Raw genomic sequence first — 21,039 nt, 5'->3', positions numbered from 1 at the left:
GCACTCGACAGGATTCGAACCTGTGACCGCTCGGTTCGTAGCCGAGTACTCTATCCAGCTGAGCTACGAGTGCATTTGTGTTTTTAGACCAGACCACAACTGGCTGAAGCCGAGTTAATCATATCGCTACAAATAACTCTTAAATGGTGCACTCGACAGGATTCGAACCTGTGACCGCTCGGTTCGTAGCCGAGTACTCTATCCAGCTGAGCTACGAGTGCATTTGTTGCGCCGCATTATAGCCCGTTGAATCATCTTGTTAAGCACTTTTTCTAGTAAATTCAACAACTTACAGAAGAAGCCAGATTACAACGTACTAAGCAAATAATGGCGGAGAACGGGGGATTCGAACCCCCGACACCCTTTTGAGGTGTACTCCCTTAGCAGGGGAGCGCCTTCGGCCACTCGGCCAGCTCTCCGCAACACGGGGCGTATATTAACCACCTTTCTCCCCGTTTGCAAACAAAAAAAACGAGAAAAATTAATGGCTTGGTTCTTCGTCCTTCTCTTTCTTGATCCGCAGGTAGATTTCCTCACGGTGGACCGCCACTTCTTTGGGGGCGTTGACACCAATACGCACTTGATTACCTTTGACGCCGAGCACGGTCACAGTGATTTCGCCATCACCAATGATCAGGCTTTCTGCGCACCGACGAGTCAGAATCAACATACCTTTCTCCTCACGCATTACATTTCAGGGACTACAGTCTGCAAAAAAAAGGGTGTTGGCCTACAACCGGGTCGGCAGTAGTCCTACACGCCTAAGTATTGACTAGCGTGGACGAAAGAACAGCTTTCTTCCACGCCGATCAAAAACACAAAGGGCGCGGTCAGACCGCGCCCCTTTCAACCACGCGTCACTCGCCCTGTCGGGCTGGCGCGTCGAGCTCGAACGCGGTGTGCAGGGCACGTACCGCCAGCTCCAGGTATTTCTCTTCGATCACGACCGAAACCTTGATCTCGGAAGTGGAGATCATCTGGATATTGATGCTCTCCTTGGCCAGCGCCTCGAACATCCGGCTAGCTACGCCCGCATGGGAACGCATGCCGACACCGACGATGGAGACCTTGGCGATATCGGTATCGCCAACCACTTCCCGGGCACCGATTTCACGCGCGGTATTTTCCAGCACGTTCTGGGCGGCCAGGTAGTCGTTGCGGTGCACAGTGAAGGTGAAATCGGTGGTGTTATCGTGCGAAACGTTCTGCACGATCATGTCGACTTCGATGTTCGCTGCGCTGATAGGGCCAAGAATCTTGAAGGCCACGCCAGGATTGTCTGGCACGCCACGGATAGTCAGCTTGGCTTCATCGCGGTTAAAAGCGATGCCGGAAATGATCGGCTGTTCCATGGATTCCTCTTCATCAATAGTAATGAGGGTGCCCGGACCCTCCTGGAAGCTGTGCAACACGCGCAGCGGAACGTTGTACTTGCCGGCGAACTCGACCGCACGGATCTGCAACACCTTGGAACCCAGGCTGGCCATTTCCAGCATTTCTTCGAAGGTGATCTTGTCCAGGCGCTGAGCCCTGGCCACCACGCGCGGATCGGTGGTGTAGACGCCATCCACATCGGTATAGATCTGGCACTCGTCGGCCTTCAAGGCCGCCGCCAGGGCTACGCCCGTAGTGTCGGAGCCGCCACGACCCAGGGTGGTGATGTTGCCGTGCTCGTCGACACCCTGGAAACCGGCCACCACGACCACGCGACCGGCCTTCAGGTCGGTGCGGATCTTCTGGTCATCGATCTGCAGGATCCGCGCCTTGGTGTGCGCGCTGTCGGTCAGGATGCGTACCTGGTTGCCGGTATAGGACACCGCCGGGATACCACGCTTGATCAGCGCCATGGCCAGCAAGGCGATGGTCACCTGCTCACCGGTGGACACGATCACATCCAGCTCACGGGGAACCGGTGGGGCTTCGCCACTGATCTGCTTGGCCAGATCGATCAGGCGGTTGGTTTCGCCACTCATAGCCGACAACACGATCACCAGGTCGTCGCCAGCTTCGCGGAACTTCTTCACCTTGTCGGCAACCTGCTCGATCCGCTCGATTGAGCCGACCGAAGTGCCGCCAAATTTCTGTACGATCAAAGCCATTTTCTAAGCCGCCTCAGCCCGTCAAGGGGCGCCCGTTAAACAATCAAACTGCGCAGCGCAAGGACCCGCCACTAGACGACGGGTCCGGTCGGCGCCTTAAATGCCTTGCTCGACAAAGGGCACGGTCAGGGCCAGCGCGGCATCCAGCGCAGCAGCGTCGACGCCACCACCCTGTGCCATGTCTGGACGACCACCGCCCTTACCGCCCACTGCCGCAGCAGCCTGCTTCATCAAATCACCGGCTTTGAGTTGGCCAGTCAGGTCCTTGGTTACGCCAGCAACCAGCACGACCTTTTCCTCATGGACACTGCCGAGCAGGATCACTGCGCGGCCGAGTTTGTTTTTCAACTGATCCACCAGCGCCAGCAGCGCCTTGCCGTCCTGGCCATCGAGACGCGCAGTCAGCACTTTCACGCCCTTGACGTCCTGGGCCTGGGCCGACAGGTCGTCACCGGCCGCAGCGGCGGCCTTGGCTTGCAGCTGCTCGAGTTGCTTCTCCAGCAGACGGTTGCGCTCCAGCACCGCCGACAGCTTGTCGATCAGGTTGTCACGGCTGCCCTTGACCAGGACCGCCGCTTCCTTGAGTTGCTCTTCGCCCGCATTGAGGTAGGCCAGGGCCGCAGCGCCAGTGACTGCCTCGATACGCCGCACGCCGGAGGCCACGCCACCTTCGCTGGTGATCTTCAACAGACCGATGTCGCCGGTACGGTTGGCGTGGATACCACCGCACAACTCGACCGAGAAGTCGCCGCCCATGCTCAGCACGCGCACGCTATCGCCATACTTCTCGCCGAACAGCGCCATGGCGCCCTTCTTCTTGGCGGTATCGATATCGGTTTCTTCGGTTTCCACCGCGGTGTTCTTGCGGATCTCGGCGTTGACGATGTCTTCCAGCGCCTTGATCTGCTCTGGCTTGATCGCTTCGAAGTGGCTGAAGTCGAAGCGCAGGCGCTGGCTGTCCACCAGCGAGCCCTTCTGCTGCACATGCTCGCCCAGCACCTGGCGCAGCGCGGCGTGCAGCAAGTGGGTAGCCGAGTGGTTCAGCGAAGTGGCGTGGCGCACTTGCGCGTCGACCTGCGCTTCAACCGAGGTGCCGACGCTCAAGCTGCCCTGAGCCAGCACGCCGTGGTGCAGGAAGGCACCGCCGGTCTTGGTGGTGTCACGTACATCGAAACGTGCATTGCCAGCCGTCAGGAACCCGCAGTCGCCAACCTGGCCGCCGGATTCGGCATAGAACGGAGTCTGGTCGAGGATCACCACGCCCTCCTCGCCTTCGCCCAGCACCTCGACCGATTGCCCATCCTTATAGAGAGCGACCACTTTGGCCGCGCCGCTGGTGGCGTGATAACCGGTGAACTCGGTGGCTACATCGACCTTGACCAGGCTGTTGTAGTCCATGCCGAAGGAGCTGGCGGAACGAGCGCGCACACGCTGGGCCTCCATCTCGCGCTCGAAACCTTCCTCGTCCAGGGTCAGGTTGCGCTCGCGGGCGATGTCACCGGTCAGGTCCATGGGGAAGCCGTAGGTGTCATAGAGCTTGAACACCACATCGCCCGGAACCACGCTGCCCTTGAGTTCGGCCAGGTCCTGCTCGAGGATGCGCAGGCCCTGCTCCAGGGTCTTGGCGAACTGTTCTTCTTCAGCCTTGAGCACGCGCTCGATATGCGCCTGCTGGCTCTTGAGCTCAGGGAAGGCTTCGCCCATCTCGGCCACCAGCGCGGCGACGATCTGGTAGAAGAAGCTGCCCTTGGCGCCCAGCTTGTTGCCGTGGCGGCAAGCGCGGCGAATGATCCGGCGCAGCACATAGCCGCGACCTTCGTTGGACGGCAGCACGCCATCGGCAATCAGGAAGCCGCAGGAGCGGATGTGGTCGGCCACCACTTTCAGCGAGGCCTGGCCGTCGTTGCTGCAACCGATCGCCTTGGCCGCGGCGGCCAGCAGGTTCTGGAACAGGTCGATCTCGTAGTTCGAATGCACGTGCTGCAATACGGCACTGACACGCTCCAGGCCCATGCCGGTATCCACCGACGGCGCTGGCAGCGGATGCAGCACGCCGTCGGCGGTGCGGTTGAACTGCATGAAGACGTTGTTCCAGATCTCGATGTAGCGGTCGCCGTCTTCTTCCGGCGAGCCGGGTGGGCCGCCCCAGATATCGGCGCCGTGATCGTAGAAGATCTCGGTGCAAGGACCACAAGGACCGGTATCGCCCATGGTCCAGAAGTTGTCGGAGGCGTAGGGCGCGCCCTTGTTGTCACCGATGCGCACCATGCGCTCGGCCGGCACCCCGACTTCCTTGGTCCAGATGTCGTAGGCCTCGTCGTCGGTGGCGTAGACGGTGACCCAGAGCTTTTCCTTCGGCAGGTTCAGCCACTTCTCGGAAGTCAGGAAGGTCCAGGCGAAGGTGATGGCGTCACGCTTGAAATAGTCGCCGAAGCTGAAGTTGCCCAGCATCTCGAAGAAGGTGTGGTGACGGGCGGTGTAACCGACGTTTTCCAGGTCGTTGTGCTTGCCACCGGCGCGGACGCACTTCTGGCTGCTGACAGCGCGGGTGTACGCGCGCTTTTCCTGGCCCAGGAAGCAGTCCTTGAACTGGTTCATCCCCGCGTTGGTGAACAGCAGGGTTGGGTCGTTGCCTGGGATCAAGGAGCTGGAGGCGACACGGGTGTGGCCCTGCTCTTCGAAGAAGCGGAGGAAGGCTTCACGGATTTCTGCGCTTTTCATTAGGTTCTTCCACGGAGACTGCGGCCAAAGGCCTGTGCGCAACGTCAACAGACGAAACGACGGCAAAGGGCCGCATTATATCGGCGTTAATCACTTGGTACAGCGTGTTTGTACGATACAAACAGTCAATTGGACGGAGAACACTGTCACTTACGGGAAAACTCGGCAAAAGTGCCCACCACTTGGTCGATTTGCCCGCGCTCGACGTCCAGGTGGGTCACCAGGCGCATCCGCGGCGCGGCACTCAAACGTACGCCCCGCTCGCCGGCAAAGGCCTTGAGGGCTTCGGCCCGCTCGCCCAGTTGCACATAGACCATATTGGTCTGCACCGGCTCGACGTTGTAACCCACCTCGCGCAGGCCTTCGGCCAGCAGACGGGCATTGGCATGGTCGTCCGCCAGGCGCTGCACCTGGTGATCCAGGGCATACAGGCCCGCAGCCGCCAGCCCACCGGCCTGGCGCATGCCGCCACCGACCATCTTGCGCAAGCGCCGGGCCTTGCCGATCAGCTCGCTGGAACCGCACAGCACCGAGCCCACCGGTGCCCCCAACCCTTTTGACAGGCATACGGATACCGAGTCGAAGTGCTCGGTGATCAACCGCGCATCGACGCAAAGTTGCACGGCCGCATTGTACAGCCTGGCCCCATCCAGATGCAGGGCCAGGCCGTGCTCGCGACTGAAGGCGCGTGCCTGGGCCAGGTAGGCCAGCGGCAGCACCTTGCCCTGCATGGTGTTTTCCAGGGCCAGCAGGCGGGTGCGGGCGAAATGGAAATCGTCGGGCTTGATCGCCGCCGCCACCTGGCCCAGGTCCAGCGAACCATCGGCCTGGACCTCCAGCGGCTGCGGCTGGATCGAGCCCAGCACCGCCGCGCCGCCGCCCTCGTATTTGTAGGTATGGGCCTGCTGCCCGACGATGTATTCGTCGCCACGCTCGCAATGAGCCATCAACGCCAACAGATTGCTCATGGTGCCGGAAGGCACGAACAGCGCCGCGGCGAACCCCAGGCGCCGGGCCAGCTCGGCTTCCAGCTGGTTGACCGTCGGATCCTCGCCGTAGACGTCGTCCCCGGTGCGGGCGCTGGCCATGGCATCGAGCATGCCGGGAGTCGGCTGGGTCACGGTGTCACTACGAAGATCGATCACGCTCATCACATCTGGCCTCGCTGCTGGACCCTCAGGCCCGGTTAAGACAGGGAATTCCCTTTCGGACATGAATTACTGCCGTCTCACCCCCGAATAATCAAGCAACAACTTTAGAAAAAACTGATCCTGAGCACGAAAAATCTGACAAGAACCAAAAGGTACGATGTTTTCCTGGGCAGACTGTGTTAAAAATCCACCGCCCGGGCCAAAGCCACGGGCAAACGTTCTCAGGGCGGGGTGAAATTCCCCACCGGCGGTAATTGCACGCAATGTGCATAGCCCGCGAGCGCTTGGCACCATCGGCAGCTTGCCTGCAGGTGATGACAAGGTCAGCAGACCCGGTGTGATCCCGGGGCCGACGGTCATAGTCCGGATGAAGAGAGAACGGGATTAGCGCCGAAGGGCCGCTGCCGAACCGTCGTGGGAGAACCATGCGGGTCTTGCGCGCACCCTTGAATCCCATTCGATTCATGCATGCCCTGTTTTTCATACAAACAGGAGTCAGAACAGATGCAACTCTCTGCTATCGATAGCAAAAGCAAACACCACCCCAACGAACGCGTCGCCTTCATCCAGGCCTGCTGGCACAAGGAAATCGTCGACCAGAGCCGCCAGGGCTTCATCAACGAAATGCTCGCCCAGGGCTACCAGGAAAGCGATATCGACTTCTTCGAGGTCGGTGGCGCCTTCGAAATCCCGTTGCAAGCCAAGCTGCTGGCCAAGTCCGGTCGCTATACCGGGATCGTCGCCGCCGGCCTGGTGGTGGACGGTGGCATCTACCGTCACGACTTCGTCGGCCAGGCGGTGATCAACGGGCTGATGCAGGTGCAATTGGAAACCGAAGTGCCGGTGTTCTCGGTGGTGCTGACCCCCCATCACTTCCATGCGGGCGAAGAACACCAGAAGTTCTTCTTCGAACACTTCGTGGTCAAGGGTCGGGAAGCGGCCATCACCTGCGCCGACACCCTGAACAAGACTCGCGCCCTGCGTCGTAACGAACAACGGGCAGTCGCGGTATAAGGACTGCAACAGGGTTGCCCGCCATGGCGGGCAACCCTGCTGGCTTGCAGTATCAGCTCAGGCCATCGGCCGTGGCCGGCACGATCAGGATCCCGGCACGCAGGCCATTCTTGACCTTGGGATTGGGAAAAATGATCCGCGCGCCCTCCTCCTCGATGACCCAGCGGGTCTGGGCGATGTCCTCGGCCAGCAGGTAACCCATCTCCAGCTCGGAAAAGTTCTCCACGTCCGCCGGCAAGTGCAGTTGAAAGCTGTCGCTGTGCTTGATCACTTCCCGAGAGACACTGAACAACTTCAACCCTTCAAGGCTGTCCTGCTCCGCAGGTGGCTCGCTGCCCTCGATCAGTTGCTTGAGGCGAGTTTCCAGGCGCTCGACGTTGACCCCCTGGTTCTGCCCGAACGGCCGGGCCTTTCCCAGTTCCAGGGTGAAGGACTCGGCCCCCAGTTGATCGTAGGTGTAAGCGCTGAACACGATGGAAGGCTTGTTCTGCAACAGCACCGCCTCCATGCCGCAGGCCCTCAGGCGTGCCAGCTGACGGTGTGAATGCTGGCGTCCGTCCTTCCACGGATACAGGGCGAACTGCTCGATCTTCGAACCGCGAATGGCCGTGTGCAGGTCGTAGTGCAAGCGCTCGCGCCCCGGCAGGCTGAAGAAGCTCGCCGCCAGGCGCTCCAGCTCACAGGCGCGCAAGGCCTCATGCCCACTGCTCTGCTCATGCCGGCCATTGAACAGGCGATTGACATCCTGCTCGACGAAACGCTCGCCGCGGCGCATGGCCTCGGGGTTGCCGAACAGGAACAGGATACGGGCGCGGGGCTTCAGGTCGCCCCGGGCGATGTCATGCAACAGGCGGTCGAGCAACTCGATGGGAGCGGTCTCGTTGCCATGGATGCCGGCGGACAACAACAGGTCCAGGCCGTTGTCGCGCGCTTCGGGCGGGCGCACTTCCAGCGCCCCCTCGCTCAGCCAGCGCATGCGCACGCCGTCGACAGTCAGTTGAGTCTTCTCTGCCGGTTCACGGCCGGCGAGGGTCAGTTCAAGCAGTTTGCCGAGGGCGAGCATAAAACGCGTTCCTTAGTGGGCGTGGCCGCAGCCTGGGCCGTGCACGTGATCGTCGTCGCCAGCGTCGGCCGGCTCCATTTCCAACTGCAGGCTGACCAGGTTGGTCGCCAGTGGGCGCAGCAGCAGGCTGGCGTATTCCTCGTCACCCTCCTCCACGTCCACGCCGATCAGCAACTGGCCACGGCCGTCCTGCTGGATCCATACTTCCTTGCCTTGCCAAAGCACCGCAAAACGGGTGCAGGAGGTTTCCTGTTGGGCGCCTTCGGCATCTTCAAGGATCAGTTGCAGGGTATCGCTCATGGGTCGGTTCTCGTCTGGGGTGAAGCCCGCACCCGGGGCGTCCGGGTGCGGGCCGTCAATTGATCTGGAAAGGATAAACCGCGCCCAGTTTAAGGATTTGCGTCAGCTCATCCAATGCCGTCCGGCACTCGACCAGCAGCTGCGGGTCCGCCAGGTCGGCTTCGGTGAGACGATCGCGGTAATGCTTGCCGACCCACTGGGTCAGGGTCTCGTACAGCGGCGCGGTCATGATCACGCCTGGGTTGACCGCCGCCAGCTCGGACTCGTTGAGCGCCACGCGCAAGCGCAGGCACGCCGGGCCACCGCCGTTCTGCATGCTCTGCTTGAGGTCGAAGACCTTCACTTCACGGATCACGCCACCGGAGCTGGTGAGGTTTTGCAGGTATTGCCAGACCCGCTCGTTGTTACGGCACTCTTCCGGCACGATCAGCAGCATCGAGCCATCGGCACGAGACAACAGCTGGCTGTTGAACAGGTAGGAACGCACTGCGTCCTCCACCGTCACCTGGGAGCGCGGTACGCAGACCGCCTGGAAGTGACCGCCACGCTTGCTCAGCTTGGCCTGCAGTTCGGCAAGCAGCTTGCCGGTCTCGAGGAAGGCGTCCTCGTGGTAGAACAGCACCTCGCCGTTGCCTACGGCGATCACGTCGTTATGGAACACGCCCTGGTCGATCACCGCCGGATTCTGCTGGGCGTAGACCACCCCTTCCTCGTCCAGGCCATGCAGCCGGGCCACGGCCTGGGATGCTTCCAGGGTCTGGCGCGCCGGGTACTTCTGCGGCGTCGGATAGCGATTGTCGAAGGCACTGCGACCGAAGACGAAGAACTCGACGCCAGCCTGGCCATAGTCACGGCAGAAGCGCGTGTGGTTGGCCGCACCTTCATCACCGAACTGCGCCACTGCCGGCAGGGCGGCGTGATGGGCGAAGTGCTTCTGGTCGGCGAACATCGCCCTCAGCACCCGGCTGGTGGTCGGGTGCTCGATGCTGCGATGGTACTTGCAGTTGAGGTTGGCGGCGGTGAAGTGCACGCGGCCGTCGGCAGTGTCGGCGCTCGGGCTCACGGTGGCGGCGTTGGCCACCCACATGCTCGAAGCCGAGCAGCTGGCGACCAGCAACGGCATGGCCTGCTTGGCCGCCTGCTGGATGACCTGCGCATCGCTCCCGGCAAAACCCAGGCTGCGCAGCGCGGCTACGTCCGGACGCTCCTGCGGGGCGAGCACACCCTGCTGGAAGCCCATGTCCATCAGCGCCTTCATCTTCGCCAGGCCCTGCAGCGCCGCTTCCTTGGGATTGGAGCCCTGCTGGCTGTTGCTCTGGGAGGCGACGTTGCCGTAGGACAAACCGCCGTAGTTATGGGTCGGCCCCACTAGACCGTCAAAATTGACTTCATAGGATTTCATCAGCGAGGCTCCACGAATCTGCTTGTTATAGGCATCGATATCAGTACAGGTCTTGAGGCCGCCGACGCCCGTTTCAAAAGACGTTCGCAGCCTGCGGCAGCGGCCTCATCGACGCCCCACCGCTGTTTGCAGCCGCTGCCGTGGAGCACCAGGGGCGCACCACGGCATCTCATCAATCCAGGCGCACGCCCGGGGTCAGCGCTCCCGGCAAGGCCAGGCTCGGAGTCTCCAGGGACGCTACCGGATACGCGCAGTAGTCCGCCGCGTAATAGGCGCTGGCCCGATGGTTGCCCGAGGCCCCCACGCCACCGAATGGCGCGCTGCTGGCGGCGCCGGTCAACTGCTTGTTCCAGTTGACGATCCCGGCCCGGCTCTGCAGCCAGAACTGCTGGTAGCGCTCTTCGGAATCCGACAGCAAGCCGGCCGCCAGGCCGTACTGGGTGTTGTTGGCCTCGGCGATGGCGCCATCGAAATCAGCGTAGCGGATCACCTGCAACAACGGCCCGAACAGCTCCTCGTCAGGTCGCTCGGCCACCGCCGTGACATCCAGGATCCCCGGGGTCAGCAGTGCGGCCTGGGCCTGGGGCTGGGTCATCTCCAGCAAGGCCACGGCGCCATTGGCCAACAACTGGCGCTGGGCATCCAGCAGTGCCTGGGCGGCGCCCAGGGAGATCACCGAGCCCATGAACGGCGCCGGTTGCTGGTCGAAGGCACCCACTTCGATGCTCGAGCTGACCGCCACCAGGCGCGCCAGCAGCGAGTCGCCCCAGGCGCCGGCCGGCACCAGCAGGCGACGGGCACAGGTGCAGCGCTGGCCAGCCGAGATGAAGGCGGACTGGATGATGGTGTACACCGCCGCATCCAGGTCCGCGACCTGGTCCACCACCAGCGGGTTGTTCCCGCCCATCTCCAGGGCCAGGATCTTGTCCGGGCGCCCGGCGAACTGCTGGTGCAGGTGGTTGCCGGTACGGCTGGAGCCGGTGAAGAACAGGCCATCGATCCCCGGGTTGGCAGCCAAGGCGATCCCGGTTTCCCGGGCGCCCTGCAGCAGGTTGAGCACGCCTGCCGGCAGGCCGGCCTCGATCCAGCACTGGACCGTCAGCTCGGCGACCTTGGGCGTCAGCTCGCTGGGCTTGAACAGCACGCTGTTACCCGCCAGCAGCGCCGGCACTATGTGGCCATTGGGCAGATGGCCGGGGAAGTTGTAGGGGCCGAACACCGCCACCACGCCGTGGGGCTTGTGCCGCAGCACGGCAGTGGCGTCGCCCAGCGGGCCGCTCTTCTCGCCGGTACGCTCGCGATAGCTCTGCACCGAGATGGCGATCTTGTTGACCATGCTGGTCACTTCCGTGGTCGCTTCCCACAACGGCTTGCCGGTTTCCTCGCCAATGCAATGGGCCAGTTCGTCGGCACGGGCCTTGAGGCCGGCAGCGAAAGCTTCGAGCACGCCGATGCGCTCCTCCAGGGAACGCTTGGCCCAGGCCGGGAATGCCTGGCGTGCAGCTTGTACCGCGCTGTCTACCTGGGCGGGTGTTGCACCGTTGCCGGACCAGATGACCTCCTGGGTCACCGGATTGACCGAGGTGAAGGCTTCACCCTGGCCGGCCAGCCATTGGCCGGCGATGTACAGCGTGCTCATTATTTCGACTCCCGAGAAGCAGACAGCGGAACCGCGCGGACCTGGTCGCCGGCGTTGAGTTGCAGGCGCTTGGCGGTCAGCGGATCGACCACCAGGGTGCCCGAGGCGAAGCGCGCCGGCGCCGCGGTGATGCGGCATTCCTCGCGCTTGCGGTTGTGGATCAGGAAAGGCGTGGCATCGTCGCCCGGGGTGCCGATGGCCAATACCAGCGCCTGGCTGTCGCGCACCGCGCGGATCTTGCCGGTCTCGCACTCCACCGCCGGGCCGGCGTCGAAGATGTCGACATAACCCTGGTAGCTGAAGCCCTCGCTCTTGAGCATGGCCAGGGCCGGCTCGGTGTCGGTGTGGACCTTGGCGATGACGTTGCGCGCATCCTCGGAAAGAAAGCAGGTGTAGAGCGGGAACTTGGGCATCAGCTCGGCGATGAAGGCCTTGTTGCCGACACCGGTGAGGTAGTCCGCCTGGCTGAACTCCATCTTGAAGAAGTGCCGGCCCAGGCTTTCCCAGAATGGCGAACGCCCCTGCTCGTCGGACATGCCACGCATCTCGGCGATGATCTTGTTGCCGAACAGCTGCGGGAACTCGGCGATGAACAGCATCCGCGCCTTGGCCAACATGCGGCCGTTGAGACCGTTGCGATAGTCGGCATGCAGGAACAGCGAGCACAGTTCGGAGTTGCCGGTCAGGTCGTTGGCCAGGAACAGCGTCGGGATCTCGCGGTAGATGTTCAGCTCCTGGGAGGCGCTGACGGTCAGGCCGACCCGAAAGTTGTACCAAGGCTCCCGCAGGCCGACCGCGCCAGCGATGGCGGAAATCCCTACCACGCGGCCGTTGTCGTCTTCCAGAACGAACAGGTAGTCCGCATCGCCGCGCTCGGCTTCACCGCGAAAGGTCTTCTCCGCCCAGCCGACCCGATGGGTCAGGCGCTCTTCGTTGGCCGGCAAGGTGGTGAGGCCGGTGCCGGTGCTGCGGGCCAGGTCGATCAGCGCGGGTAAATCGCTGCTGCGTACGGGACGAACGATCATGCTATCTCCTCAGACGGACGCCTTTGACGGCACCCGCGAAACTCGCTGCTTTGCAGACAGGCCTTCCAGGGTCTGGAAGCCGCCGTTAAACCGCCACCAGGCGCACACTGGCACCTTCGCCGACACCCAGGGCCTCGGCTGCTTGCAGATCCAGGGTCACCGGCTTGCCGGGGGCGTAGTCCAGCTCCAGCAGCACCGCGCGGTAGTCCTGCAACTGGCCATTGGCGACCAGGTACTGGCGACCGCCGCCCTTGAGCGCCTCGCCGATCTTCACCGGCACCACGCGGCTCTGGGCGATCGAGCGGATCCCGGAAACCCGCGCATGCAGGGTCGGGCCGCCGTCGAAAATATCGATGTAGTGATCAGTCTCGAAACCTTCGCGCATCAGGATGTCGAAGGTGATCTGCGCGCGCGGATGCACCTGGCCCATGGCTTCCTGGGCGGCGTCCGGCAACAGCGGCACGTAGATCGGATAGTGCGGCATCAGCTCGGCCAGGAAGGTCCGGCTCTTGAGACCGCACAGGCGCTCGGCCTCGGCATAGTTGAGGTCGAAGAAGTTGCGGCCGATGGCGTCCCAGAACGGCGAATCGCCATTTTCGTCGCTATAGCCGACGATCTCGGTCACCACCGAATCGGCGAAACGCTCCGGATGGCCAGCCACGAACAGCAGGCGGCCACGGGAGTTGAGCTCGGCCCAGGGCGTGCCCACCAGGTCGCGGACCACGTAGAAGCTGGTCAGCAGGCTGTTGCCGGTGAGGTCGTGGCACTGGGACAGGACATGGATCTTGTTGTGGATCTTCAGCTCGCGGGACGCATGGACGAAGGTTTCGTTGCGAAAGCTGTAGAACGGCTCGGAGTAGCCCGCCGAGGCAACGATGGCCGAGCAGCCCACCAGCTTGCCGCTCGCCGTGTCCTCGAGGACGAAGAAGTAGCTCTCTTCGCCATTGAAGCTCACTTCCGCGGCGAACGAAGCCTCGCTCGCGGCGATCTTGTCGCGCAGGCGATCCACATCATCGGGCAAGGAGGTGACACCAATCGGGCTGTCTGCAGCCAGACGCTGTACCTCGCCCAGATCGGCCATTTGCGCGGGGCGCATCACCAGCATGGGGTCACTCCTTACTCTAGAACAGGGTCGGAAACCGTCCGACTCAGGGAAAAAAATGCCGGGATAGCCCGGCACAGGAATTAGTGTTCGACGCCGGCAAAGCACCGGCGCCGAAAAGTACCACCGCCTGGATCAGGCTTGGGTCAGTTTTGCCACGGCGCGCTCGAAACGGTCCAGGCCCTGGTCGATATCCGCGTCCTCGACCACCAGGCTCGGGGCGAAACGCACCACGTCCGGACCGGCCTGCAGGATCATCAAGCCTTCTTTCTCGGCCGCGTTGAACACGTCCTTGGCCTTGCCTTTCCAGGCTTCGCTGAGCACGCAGCCGAGCAGCAGGCCCAGGCCACGGATTTGCGTGAACAGGCCGTACTTGGCGCCGATCTGCGACAGGCGGGTCTTGAAGCGATCGTGCTTGGCCTTGACGCCATTGAGCACTTCAGGGGTGTTGATCACGTCCATCACGGCCCCGGCCACGGCACAGGCCAGCGGGTTACCGCCGTAGGTAGTGCCGTGGGTACCGACCACCAGGTGCTTGGCCAGCTCTTCAGTGGTCAGCATCGCCGCGATCGGGAAGCCGCCGCCCAGGCTCTTGGCGCTGGTGAGGATGTCCGGAGTCACGCCGTAATGCTGGTAGGCGAACAGCTCGCCGCAGCGACCCATGCCAGTCTGCACTTCGTCGAACACCAGCAGCGCGTTGTGCTGGTCGCACAGCTCGCGGGCACCTTGCAGGTAGGCCAGCTCGGCAGGCAACACCCCGCCCTCGCCCTGGATCGGCTCCAGCACCACGGCGCAGGTCTTGTCGGAGATCGCGGCTTTCAGCGCGGCCAGGTCGTTGTACGGCACATGGGTGATGCCGGTGATCTTCGGACCGAAGCCATCGGAATACTTGGACTGGCCACCGACGTTGACGGTGAACAGGGTACGGCCGTGGAAGCTGTTGAGCGCAGCGATGATTTCGTACTTCTCGGCACCGAAACGATCATGGGCCACGCGACGGGCCAGCTTGAAGGCGGCCTCGTTGGCTTCCGCACCGGAGTTACAGAAGAATGCGCGCTCGGCGAAGGTGGCGTCGATCAGCTTGTGGGCCAGGCGCAGGGCCGGCTCGTTGGTGAAGACGTTGGAAACATGCCACAGCTTGTTCGCCTGCTCGGTCAGGGCTCCTACCAGGGCCGGATGGGCATGGCCCAGCACGTTGACCGCGATGCCACCGGCGAAGTCGATCAGTTCCCGGCCAGCCTGGTCCCAGACTCGAGACCCCGCGCCGCGCACAGGAATGAAAGCCGCAGGTGCGTAGTTGGGAACCATCACCTGGTCGAAATCGGCGCGTTGCACCGGGGCTTGCTCAACGGACATCGGAGTCTCCTGAAGAGGAACACCCGCCTGGAACTGGCGAGCGATGGAGGGATTGTAAGGACAGTTTTCTGCCCGGCCTTGTCGCCAAGCGACAACTTCTTATAGCGCCAACCCCGGTTTTTCGCGGGTTTATGGCAATGCGACAAATTGCGTCGCAAAGGCGCAGTTTAAACTGCGTGGCGCCTGAACGGCAGGTTTGCCGGGCTAATTATCCACTTGGCCGGCAGCGCCGCTCACACCCAGTCTTGAGCCGTTGCCGCAGGCTGCGACCAGGCACCCTGCACCAATGGAAGCGGCAACGGGAAACGCTTGCAAGGTTCCAATCGCCTTGGTGGCTGATGCCGAGTCATACGCAACCTTCGGCAGCGGCTGCACGAGGCGCCGAACCGCTGCTTGCGAGTACAAAGAAGGAGTGGGGTCAGCCGCGCTCGGCGGGTACGGAAGAGAGCTCGAAGGGGCTGCTGCTGCGCCGCTGGTTGCGGTCTTCGCGCGGGGTGGCGCCAAAGAAGTTGCGATAGGCGCTGGAGAAATGTGGGCCGGAGGAGAAACCGCAGGACAGGCCGATCTGGATGATCGATTTGCTGGTCTGCATCAGCATCTGCCGCGCCTTGTTCAGGCGCAGTTCCAGGTAATACTGGCTCGGCACGCGGTTCAGGTACTGCTTGAAGATCCGCTCCAGCTGGCGCCGGGATACGCAGACATGCTGGGCGATCTCGTCGGTGGTCAACGGCTCCTCGATATTGGCTTCCATCAGCAGCACCGCCTGGGTCAGCTTCGGATGACTGGAGCCCAGGCGGTTCTGCAACGGAATACGCTGGCGTTCGCCACCTTCGCGGATGCGCTCGACCACCAGCTCCTCGGACACCGCGCCAGCCAGCTCCGCGCCGTGATCCCGGGCCAACACCGCCAGCAGCAGGTCCAGCACCGACATGCCGCCACAGGCGGTCAGCCGATCGCGATCCCAGTCGAACAGGTGGCTGGTGGCGATGACCTTGGGAAAACGCTCGGCGAAATCGTCCTGCCAGCGCCAGTGCACTGCTGCCCGGTAGCCATCCAGCAACCCCAGCTGGGCCAACGGATAGACCCCGGCCGACAACCCGCCGACCACACAACCGGCGCGCACCAGTTGCTTGAGCGCGGTGCCCAGGGCCGAACCCACCGGCGCCGGAGGCTCATCGGCCAGCAGGAACAGCTTCTGGCAACCCTCCAGCTTGCCCGCCCAAGGCTCGCCTGGCAGTTGCCAGGTACCTTCCACGGCAGGCTCGGCCTGGAGGAAGGCCAACTCGTAGACCACTTCCGGATGGACCCGCTGGGCGACGCGCAAGGCCTCCTCGGCCAGCGCCAGCGTCAAGGCTTTAGTGCTGGGCCAAATCAGGAAACCAATTCGATGGGCAGTCATGGCGGGCGATCCGAAACGAAAAACAGTAGGAGAAGCCAAGGGCGGCAGCACCAAGTTAGACCATCTGGCGCAGGGCGCTCAGCATGACCTAATTTGGTGCATAACGGCAGCTATTACTTGAGGCTGCCGGAGAGGAATTGTTGCAAACGTTCTGATTGTGGATTCACCAGCACTTCCCGCGGATTGCCGCTTTCTTCCACCAGGCCCTTGTGCAGGAATACCAGCTGGTTGGAGACCTCGCGGGCAAAGCCCATCTCGTGGGTCACCACCACCATGGTCCGGCCTTCCTGGGCCAGGGACTGCATGACCTTCAGCACGTCGCCCACCAGCTCCGGGTCCAGGGCCGAGGTCGGCTCGTCGAACAGCATCACCTCAGGCTCCATGGCCAAGGCCCGGGCGATCGCCACGCGCTGCTGTTCACCGCCGGACATATGCCCCGGGTAGGCATCCTTGCGATGCGCCACGCCGACCTTGGCCAGGTAGTGCTCGGCCTTCTCGCGGGCTTCGGCCTTGGACACGCCCAGTACATGCACCGGGGCTTCCATGATGTTTTCGATGGCGGTCATGTGCGACCACAGGTTGAAGTGCTGGAACACCATCGACAGGCGCGAGCGCATGCGCTGCAACTGCTTGGGGTCGGCGGCCTTGAGGGCACCGTCCTTGCTGGCCACCAGCTTCAGCTCTTCATTGTTCAGCAGGATCTTCCCGGCGTGCGGCTGCTCCAGCAGGTTGATGCAGCGCAGGAAGGTACTCTTGCCCGAGCCACTGGAGCCGATGATGCTGATCACATCGCCGGCCGCGGCCTTCAGGGACACGCCCTTGAGCACTTCATGGCTGCCATAGCGCTTATGCAGGTCTTGGACTTCAAGTTTGTACATGCGGTCGGTTCTCACAAAAACAGTCAGTCGTTGAGCAAGCGCCCGTGACGCAGCGCTTCGCGCCCCGCCACCTTGGCCAGCCAGAAACCGGGTTGGGCATAACGCAGCCGCTCAACGGCGAACAGCACGCCGCTGGTGCCAGCACACACCGTACTGACCCGATCGGATAGAGGATCAATCACTTCAAAAAGCGGCTCGCCCACTTCCACCCAACTACCAGCCGGACGCAGGAAGCTCACCACGCCAGGATGCGGCGCATACAGCAATTCAGTGCCTTCGAAGGGCATGCCCTCGCAAGCTTCACGCCCTGGCGCCGGCCATTGCCCGGCAATCAGCCCTTGTTCGGCAAGGAACGCCAGGATGCCTTCGGCATGCGCCTCGGCCTGGGGCCGGCCGGTGTCGGCCTGGCCACCCAGCTCGAGGGTGGTCGCCAGGCATGCCAGGGGGATCTGCGCCTCGGGGAACTGCCGCGACAAACGCAACCAGGGCAGCGAACAGGCCTCGTCGAACGAGCTGCCGCCAGAATCTTCCGCCAGCAGGCCCACCCGCACATCCAGGTGAGCCGCCAGGGAACGCCACTGTGGCCAGTGCTGCGGCAAGGCGTACATATGCAAGGCCGCCTCGGCATCGCAGTGCAGGTCCAGCACCACGTCGGCGGTGCAGGCACGCGCCAGCAACACTCGCTGCATGCCCTGCAGCTGGCTGGCGGCCGGCGGCAATTCGGCCAGCACATCAGCCATGGCCTGGCGGATCAGTTGCACGTTGGCGTGGGCATCGTCACCCAGGCGCCCCTCCAGGCGCTGGGCCACTGGCGCGCTGAGCTCGACGAAATCACGGTTGAAGTTCTTGCCGCTGCCGGCTTCGAAACGCCCCTGGTGACTGCCTTGCAGCAACTGCCCAAGACCCAGCGGATTGGCCACTGGCACCAGTTCGACGACGCCCTTGAGGGCGCCCTGGGCTTCCAGCTCGGCCAGGCGCTTCTTCAGCTCCCAGGCGGTACGCATGCCAGGCAGTTCGTCTGCATGCAGGCTGGCCTGGATATAGGCCTTGCGCTCCCCGCTGCCGAAACGGAATACCGAGATGCTGCGCTCGCTGCCCAGGTGGCTCCAGGGCAATGGATGATCGATACGTTCCATATCAGTGCTTCCGCGGCGCCAGGTAGCGCAGCCAGCGGCCTTCGGCCAGCTTGAACAGGCGCACCAGGATGAAGGTCAGGCACAGGTAGAAGACGCCGGCGGTGATGTAGGCCTCGAACGGCAGGTAGTACTGCGCATTGACGGTACGGGCCGCGCCAGTGATGTCGATCAGGGTGACGATGGAGGCCAGGCTGGTGGTCTGCAGCATCATGATCACTTCGTTGCTGTATTGCGGCAGCGCCCGGCGCAGGGCCGACGGCAGGAGGATGCGGCGATACATCTTGTAGCGCGACATGCCCATGGCCTTGGCCGCCTCGATCTCGCCGTTGGGCGTGGCCTTGAGGCTGCCGGCGATGATCTCGGCGGTATAGGCGCTGGTGTTGATGGCGAAGGCCAGGCAGGCACAGAAGGTCGCGCTGGACAGCCAGGGCCAGAGGAAGCTTTCGCGCACCGCTTCGAACTGCGCCAGGCCGTAGTAGATCAGGAACAGCTGCACCAGCATCGGAGTGCCACGGATCACATAGGTGTAGAGCCAGGCGGTCATGTTCACCAGCGGCTGCTTGGACACGCGCATCAGCCCCAGGGGCAGCGCCACCAGCAAGCCGAAGAACAGCGACAGCGCCAGCAGTTTCAGGGTGGTCAGCAGGCCGCTGAAATACAGCGGCAAGGCATCATAGATGACGTTGTAGTCGAAGATCATAGATCAGCCGCCCTTACGCCTACCGAGTAGCGCTTCTCAAGGTGACGCAGCGCCAGCAACGAGACACTGGTGATCACCAGGTACATGGCCGCCACTGCGAGGAAGAAGGTGAAAGGCTCGCGGGTGGCATCCGCCGCCTGCTTGGCCTTGAACATCATGTCTTGCAGGCCCACCACGGAAATCAGCGCGGTGGCCTTGGTCAGCACCAGCCAGTTGTTGGTGAAGCCGGGAATCGCCAGGCGGATCATCTGCGGCACCAGCACCCGGAAGAACACTTGCGTACTGCTCATGCCGTAGGCCATGCCGGCCTCCGCTTGCCCCTTGGGAATCGCCATGAAGGCGCCACGGAAGGTTTCCGACAGGTAGGCCCCGAAGATGAAGCCCAGGGTGCCGATACCGGCGGCCAGCGGGTTGAGGTCGATGTAGTCGTCGTAGCCCAGCAACGGTGCCACGCGATTGAGCAGATCCTGGCCGCCGTAGAAGATCAGCAGGATCAGCACCAGATCGGGAATACCACGGATCACCGTGGAGTACAGGTCGCCCAGCCAGGCCAGCCAGCGTACCGGCGAGAGGCGCAGCGCGACCCCGATCAGACCTAGAACGATGGCCAGGGCCATGGACGACAAGGCGAGCTGAAGCGTCAGCCAAGCGCCATCGAGGATGACAGCCCCGTAGCCTTTCAACATGATTCAGGTCCTCGAAAATTGGGATGAAAAAATGGCGCAAACTTCAGAGATTCTGCTGCTTGCGCCATCTCGGACTGACAGGTTCGACGGATTACTTGCCGTAGATATCGAAGTCGAAGTACTTGTCCTGGATTTCCTTGTATTTGCCGTTCTCGCGAATGGCGGCGATGGCGGCGTTGATCTTGTCCAGATCAGCCTTGTCGCCCTTGCGCACGGCGATCCCTACGCCGTCGCCGAAGTACTTGACGTCGGTGAAGGCCGGACCGACGAAGGCGAAGCCCTTGCCGGCATCGGTCTTCAGGAAACCGTCATTCAACAGGGTAGCGTCCGCCACGGTGCCGTCGAGGCGACCGGCCGCTACATCCAGGTAGATCTCGTTCTGCGAGCCGTATGGCTTGATCTGGGCGCCCAAGGGAGCCAGGACCTCACGGGCGAAACGCTCGTGGATCGAACCGCGCTGCACGCCGATGTTCTTGCCCTTGAGCTCGGCCATGCCGTCGCTGACCTGGGTCCCGGCCTTCATCACCAGGCGCGCAGGAGTGTTGTAGTACTTGTTGGTGAAGTCCACGGACTTGCGGCGATCGTCGGTGATCGACATAGAGGACAGGATCGCGTCGATCTTGCGTACCTTCAGTGCCGGGATCAGGCCATCGAACTCCTGCTCGACCCACACGCACTTGACCTTCATCTGCTCGCACAGGGCGTTGCCGATGTCGTAGTCGAAACCGACGATGCTGCCATCCGGAGCCTTGGAGGCGAATGGAGGGTAAGCCGCTTCGATACCAATTTTCAGGGGCTTTTCGTCGGCGACGGTCGGCAGGGACAGCACGGACAGTGCCAGGGCGCCAAGAAGCACGAGTTTCTTCATTCTTAGAACTCCATCGGTAAAGGGCGAAAACGGCAGAGTGAGCAACAGCCCAATATGCGAATGGGTGAACCCTCAATAGCGGCGCTGCGTCCTGAAAAGCCCGGAAAGGGACTCACACACAGGTAACGACGAGCGAGTGACCGGCATTCTAACGACAGGCCGGAAGCCGATATTTCCTCAATGCGACAACAAATTACAGAAGCACCGAGAACGCCGGGGCGGCATATTGACAGCTCTTCAGGATTATGCAAGAGCAAAAGACAGTGAACCGATCTACGCTGCAAATTGCGGGCCTATTATTGGCAAAGCCTTCTATTCCGGCAAGCGCAGCGTGATGACTTATTTTTTACATGGATATAAAAGGCCCTGAAACGCCGCCCGACGTTTCCCATCACCCCGAAATTGGGCGCAGGGTTACACCTTCGCCCAACCCGGTAACATTCAGATACGTCTACCGGGCAAACCGATATTTATTCGCCCCTCCCAACCGACCGGGCCCA

Annotated in this window: 18 protein-coding genes, 3 tRNA genes and 1 riboswitch; of the genes, 1 reads left to right on the top strand and 20 read right to left on the bottom strand. The window is 62.5% G+C overall.

Annotation, left to right across the window (positions count from 1 at the left end):
- The 7 genes from AC3WK8_RS27600 to ltaE all read right to left on the bottom strand — a co-directional run bounded on the left by AC3WK8_RS27600 (position 1) and on the right by ltaE (position 5,971).
- Positions 1 to 73, bottom strand: a tRNA-Arg gene (locus AC3WK8_RS27600).
- 71 nt (positions 74 to 144) lie between these two features.
- Positions 145 to 221, bottom strand: a tRNA-Arg gene (locus AC3WK8_RS27595).
- Positions 222 to 328: 107 nt separating this feature from the next.
- Positions 329 to 419 (bottom strand) — tRNA-Ser (locus tag AC3WK8_RS27590).
- A 62-nt stretch (positions 420 to 481) separates the two neighbouring features.
- A complete protein-coding gene (gene csrA, locus AC3WK8_RS27585; protein WP_002554426.1) occupies positions 482 to 670 on the bottom strand; it encodes a carbon storage regulator CsrA in 189 nt (62 codons plus the stop codon).
- Positions 671 to 857: 187 nt separating this feature from the next.
- Positions 858 to 2,099, bottom strand: coding sequence for an aspartate kinase (locus AC3WK8_RS27580; protein ID WP_053137032.1), 1,242 nt, complete (start codon positions 2,097 to 2,099; stop codon positions 858 to 860).
- Between the two features lie 96 nt (positions 2,100 to 2,195).
- Positions 2,196 to 4,820, bottom strand: coding sequence for an alanine--tRNA ligase (alaS, locus tag AC3WK8_RS27575; RefSeq protein ID WP_103326687.1), 2,625 nt, complete (start codon positions 4,818 to 4,820; stop codon positions 2,196 to 2,198).
- A 146-nt stretch (positions 4,821 to 4,966) separates the two neighbouring features.
- The gene (gene ltaE / locus AC3WK8_RS27570; RefSeq protein ID WP_053137035.1) at positions 4,967 to 5,971 is read right to left on the bottom strand and encodes a low-specificity L-threonine aldolase; all 1,005 of its coding nucleotides are present in this window, start codon (positions 5,969 to 5,971) and stop codon (positions 4,967 to 4,969) included.
- A 213-nt stretch (positions 5,972 to 6,184) separates the two neighbouring features.
- A riboswitch (FMN riboswitch) is annotated at positions 6,185 to 6,355 on the top strand.
- Positions 6,356 to 6,475: 120 nt separating this feature from the next.
- On the opposite strand from ltaE, the gene AC3WK8_RS27565 reads away from it, so the two are divergent.
- Positions 6,476 to 6,985: a 6,7-dimethyl-8-ribityllumazine synthase gene (locus tag AC3WK8_RS27565; protein WP_022640320.1), complete on the top strand. Its 510-nt coding sequence runs from the start codon at positions 6,476 to 6,478 to the stop codon at positions 6,983 to 6,985.
- Positions 6,986 to 7,037: 52 nt separating this feature from the next.
- Here the strand turns inward: AC3WK8_RS27565 and astE are convergent, their stop codons facing one another.
- The 13 genes from astE to AC3WK8_RS27500 form a co-directional block, all read right to left on the bottom strand.
- Positions 7,038 to 8,048: a succinylglutamate desuccinylase gene (gene astE / locus AC3WK8_RS27560; protein ID WP_103326689.1), complete on the bottom strand. Its 1,011-nt coding sequence runs from the start codon at positions 8,046 to 8,048 to the stop codon at positions 7,038 to 7,040.
- Between the two features lie 12 nt (positions 8,049 to 8,060).
- Positions 8,061 to 8,348, bottom strand: a complete 288-nt coding sequence (locus AC3WK8_RS27555; RefSeq protein WP_022640322.1) for a hypothetical protein — start codon at positions 8,346 to 8,348, stop codon at positions 8,061 to 8,063.
- 55 nt (positions 8,349 to 8,403) lie between these two features.
- Positions 8,404 to 9,750 (bottom strand): N-succinylarginine dihydrolase, encoded by a 1,347-nt coding sequence (gene astB, locus AC3WK8_RS27550; RefSeq protein ID WP_103326691.1) that lies wholly within the window; start codon positions 9,748 to 9,750, stop codon positions 8,404 to 8,406.
- A gap of 172 nt (positions 9,751 to 9,922) precedes the next feature.
- Positions 9,923 to 11,392 (bottom strand): succinylglutamate-semialdehyde dehydrogenase, encoded by a 1,470-nt coding sequence (gene astD, locus AC3WK8_RS27545; protein ID WP_177409146.1) that lies wholly within the window; start codon positions 11,390 to 11,392, stop codon positions 9,923 to 9,925.
- On the bottom strand, positions 11,389 to 12,414 hold the full coding sequence (gene astA, locus AC3WK8_RS27540) for an arginine N-succinyltransferase (protein ID WP_022640325.1): 1,026 nt from the start codon (positions 12,412 to 12,414) through the stop codon (positions 11,389 to 11,391). Before astA ends, astD begins: the two co-directional genes overlap by 4 nt.
- 85 nt (positions 12,415 to 12,499) lie before the next feature.
- Positions 12,500 to 13,519, bottom strand: a complete 1,020-nt coding sequence (aruF, locus tag AC3WK8_RS27535) for an arginine/ornithine succinyltransferase subunit alpha (RefSeq protein ID WP_022640326.1) — start codon at positions 13,517 to 13,519, stop codon at positions 12,500 to 12,502.
- Between the two features lie 132 nt (positions 13,520 to 13,651).
- Positions 13,652 to 14,872, bottom strand: coding sequence for an aspartate aminotransferase family protein (locus AC3WK8_RS27530; RefSeq protein WP_103326693.1), 1,221 nt, complete (start codon positions 14,870 to 14,872; stop codon positions 13,652 to 13,654).
- A gap of 418 nt (positions 14,873 to 15,290) precedes the next feature.
- A complete protein-coding gene (argR, locus tag AC3WK8_RS27525) occupies positions 15,291 to 16,271 on the bottom strand; it encodes a transcriptional regulator ArgR (protein WP_085597271.1) in 981 nt (326 codons plus the stop codon).
- 113 nt (positions 16,272 to 16,384) lie between these two features.
- The gene (locus AC3WK8_RS27520) at positions 16,385 to 17,149 is read right to left on the bottom strand and encodes an ABC transporter ATP-binding protein (RefSeq protein ID WP_085597272.1); all 765 of its coding nucleotides are present in this window, start codon (positions 17,147 to 17,149) and stop codon (positions 16,385 to 16,387) included.
- A gap of 23 nt (positions 17,150 to 17,172) precedes the next feature.
- The gene (locus tag AC3WK8_RS27515) at positions 17,173 to 18,285 is read right to left on the bottom strand and encodes a succinylglutamate desuccinylase/aspartoacylase family protein (RefSeq protein WP_103326695.1); all 1,113 of its coding nucleotides are present in this window, start codon (positions 18,283 to 18,285) and stop codon (positions 17,173 to 17,175) included.
- A 1-nt stretch (position 18,286) separates the two neighbouring features.
- Entirely contained in the window at positions 18,287 to 18,985 is a 699-nt protein-coding gene (locus AC3WK8_RS27510) for an ABC transporter permease (RefSeq protein WP_022640331.1), read from the bottom strand.
- The gene (locus AC3WK8_RS27505) at positions 18,982 to 19,671 is read right to left on the bottom strand and encodes an ABC transporter permease (RefSeq protein WP_022640332.1); all 690 of its coding nucleotides are present in this window, start codon (positions 19,669 to 19,671) and stop codon (positions 18,982 to 18,984) included. Before AC3WK8_RS27505 ends, AC3WK8_RS27510 begins: the two co-directional genes overlap by 4 nt.
- Before the next feature lie 91 nt (positions 19,672 to 19,762).
- Entirely contained in the window at positions 19,763 to 20,539 is a 777-nt protein-coding gene (locus AC3WK8_RS27500) for an ABC transporter substrate-binding protein (RefSeq protein WP_022640333.1), read from the bottom strand.
- Between the last annotated feature and the right edge of the window lie 500 nt (positions 20,540 to 21,039).

The organism is Pseudomonas sp. FW507-12TSA, assembly GCF_058781435.1.
The sequence above is the reverse complement of the archived record's forward strand: the minus strand, read 5'-3'. Positions and strand labels throughout refer to the sequence as shown.